Source organism: Bacillus sp. JJ1503, assembly GCF_036965125.1.
Taxonomy (GTDB): Bacteria; Bacillota; Bacilli; order Bacillales; family Cytobacillaceae; genus Cytobacillus.
The window spans coordinates 1-2,912 of the sequence record NZ_JBALOZ010000302.1; the positions used below are offsets into that span (position 1 = coordinate 1).

At 36.2% G+C, this 2,912-nt stretch carries 4 protein-coding genes; 2 read left to right on the plus strand and 2 right to left on the minus strand.

The window, feature by feature from the left end:
- The first annotated feature begins 259 nt into the window (after positions 1–259).
- Positions 260–1,879 carry an ABC-F family ATP-binding cassette domain-containing protein gene (locus V7149_RS20765; protein WP_335347497.1) on the plus strand — a complete coding sequence of 540 codons (1,620 nt, stop codon included), beginning with the start codon at positions 260–262 and terminating at the stop codon, positions 1,877–1,879.
- A 56-nt stretch (positions 1,880–1,935) separates the two neighbouring features.
- Here V7149_RS20765 and V7149_RS20770 read toward each other — a convergent pair whose 3' ends face one another.
- A complete protein-coding gene (locus tag V7149_RS20770; RefSeq protein WP_335347498.1) occupies positions 1,936–2,073 on the minus strand; it encodes a YuzL family protein in 138 nt (45 codons plus the stop codon).
- Positions 2,074–2,189: 116 nt separating this feature from the next.
- Between V7149_RS20770 and V7149_RS20775 the strand changes: the two genes are divergently transcribed.
- Positions 2,190–2,432, plus strand: coding sequence for a YkuS family protein (locus V7149_RS20775; RefSeq protein ID WP_335347499.1), 243 nt, complete (start codon positions 2,190–2,192; stop codon positions 2,430–2,432).
- 80 nt (positions 2,433–2,512) lie between these two features.
- On the opposite strand, the gene V7149_RS20780 is transcribed toward V7149_RS20775, so the two are convergent.
- A partial coding sequence (locus tag V7149_RS20780) for a substrate-binding domain-containing protein (protein WP_335347500.1) occupies positions 2,513–2,912 on the minus strand: 400 nt, incomplete at its 5' end.

Genomic DNA, 2,912 nt, shown 5'->3' on the forward strand with positions numbered 1-2,912 from the left:
GCCTATATAGGTTCATTGTACATGAAAAATATGAAAAAACTATGAACAACTATGAAAAGTCTAAAATTTTTTTCATAGAATTTAGCTGAAATGATCTACTTTATGTATTCTATATTTTATGCTCATTTCCTGTATTTTTTCGTAAAATTTAATTTATTTTTTTCTTGTCAAAACTGCCCTGTTTATTAAAGAAATTAGCGATTGTTCAAAAAAAGTGGTATAATTTTATAGATTATGTTTTCTGGAGGAATTTAAATAAATGATAACAGTTAGTAATGTAAGTCTTCGTTACGGAGATCGTAAACTATTTGAAGACGTTAATATTAAATTTACACCTGGAAATTGCTACGGATTAATCGGTGCGAACGGCGCGGGTAAGTCAACTTTTTTAAAGATTTTATCTGGGGAAATTGAATCACAAACAGGAACTGTCCATTTAGGTCCTGGTGAGCGTTTAGCCGTATTAAAGCAAAACCACTTTGAATATGAAGAGTTTGAAGCTTTAAAGGTAGTCATCATGGGACATGCAAGACTATACGAGGTCATGCAGGAAAAAGATGCCATCTATATGAAGGCTGACTTTACTGACGAAGATGGTATGAAGGCTGCAGAGCTTGAAGGAGAATTTGCTGAGCTTAATGGCTGGGAGGCAGAGTCTGAGGCAGCGATTCTTTTAAAAGGATTAGGCATTGGTGAAGACCTGCACACGAAAAAAATGGCTGACCTTTCTGGTGGAGAAAAAGTAAAGGTATTGCTTGCACAAGCTTTATTTGGCAAACCAGATGTTCTCCTTTTGGATGAGCCAACAAACCACTTGGACATTAAGGCGATTCAGTGGTTGGAAGAATTCTTAATTAACTTTGAAAATACAGTCATTGTCGTATCCCATGACCGTCACTTCCTAAATAAAGTGTGTACACATATTGCTGACCTTGATTTCAGTAAAATTCAAATTTATGTCGGGAACTATGATTTCTGGTATGAATCAAGCCAGCTTGCACTTCGCATGGCTTCGGATCAAAACAAAAAGAAAGAAGAAAAAATTAAAGAGCTGCAAGCATTTATTGCCCGTTTTAGTGCAAACGCATCTAAATCAAAGCAGGCTACTTCCCGTAAGAAGCTGCTTGATAAGATTTCCTTAGACGATATTAAGCCATCTTCAAGACGTTACCCTTATGTTGGGTTTACTCCGGAGAGAGAAATTGGAAATGATTTGCTTCGTGTTGAAGGAATTAGTAAGACAATTGATGGTGTTAAGGTGCTTGATAATGTAAGCTTTATTATGAATAAAGATGATAAGATTGCATTTGTTGGAACGAATGAACTTGCGAAGACAACTCTTTTCAAGATTTTAATGGGTGAACTTGAAGCTGATAGTGGTTCTTATAAATGGGGAGTTACAACTTCACAGGCTTATTTTCCAAAGGACAACTCTGACTACTTTGAAAATAGTGAATTAAATCTTGTTGACTGGCTTCGTCAATTCTCCCCTAACGATCAAAGTGAAAGCTTCTTAAGAGGATTTCTCGGCAGAATGCTATTCTCAGGCGAAGAAGTGTTAAAGAAAGCAAGTGTCCTATCTGGAGGAGAAAAAGTTCGTTGCATGCTGTCAAAAATGATGTTAAGCGGCGCGAACGTACTATTGCTTGATGAACCAACAAACCATTTGGATTTAGAATCAATTACAGCTTTAAATAATGGGTTAATCAATTATAAGGGCTCACTCATTTTCTCATCTCATGACCATCAATTTATTCAAACGATTGCAAACAGAATTATTGAATTGACACCAAATGGCTATGTTGATAAGCAAATGACGTATGATGAGTATTTAGAGAACACTGAATTACAGAAACAAGTTGCTGAAATGTACAAATAATATTATGGACAGGATGGAACCTTAATGGCACCATCCTGTTTTTTACTATGTACCTTTTAATAATCCTGTTTTTTCTTTTTGTGAATTGTAGAATCAGATGTTCTTTCACCTGTTTCTATATTGGTTGTTCCCTGCCCTTTTACTTCCGGGGAGCTTAATCCAGCTTTAGATGGATCCTTTTTTCTTTTCGACATGATGGTCTCACCTCCCTTCTTACTGTTTCTTCTCTCCTGCATAATTATTCCCAAAAACGACAGAATAAAAATTAGGTAAAAAAGCCAATCTATCAACGGAGGAGGTGTAATAAATAATGAAAAAAATTGCGGTAGAACAATCGTTAACGAATGTTTCTGATGCACTTCGTGAAAAGGGATATGATGTAGTGGACTTAAAGTCTGCTGCTGATGCAGAAAATTGTTCCGCCTGTGTAGTAACAGGAATGGACAATAACTTTATGGGCATGCATGACATAGTAACAAAAGCCCCTGTTATTGAGGCAAGCGGACTGTCAGCTGATGAGGTTTGCCAGCAGGTTGAGCAAAGATTACAATAATTATTTCAGTTAATACAAAAGAGGCTGTTCTTTTAGGTGATTGTTGTTGCCTTTGCTTAAGACCAGCCTCTTTCTTTCATTTAAAAGGTTTCAAAAATAACCTTTCCCGTTTCACTTAAATCATAATCTCCCATCATTCCTAGCTCCTTTTTAATTTCATTGGATGAAAGAATTTCTTTGATTTTTTGAATAACCTCTCTATTTACATCCGTTTTTAAGAGGACTAAATCGTATCTCTCTTTTATTAAGGGGATGAAATCTACACCAACTATTTTTGCTGCTTTTTCAATTCCTATTCCAATATCAGCCTTTTCTCCCCCAATAGCACCAGCAACAGTTAAGTGGCTTGTTTCCTCAAGATGATAGCCATTTACCTCTTTCGATCGAATACCATGGATTCGCAGCTGTTCATCCAATAGAACCCGTGCTCCCGATCCCTTTTCACGATTAATCATAGAGATATCCTCCCTATTTAAATCA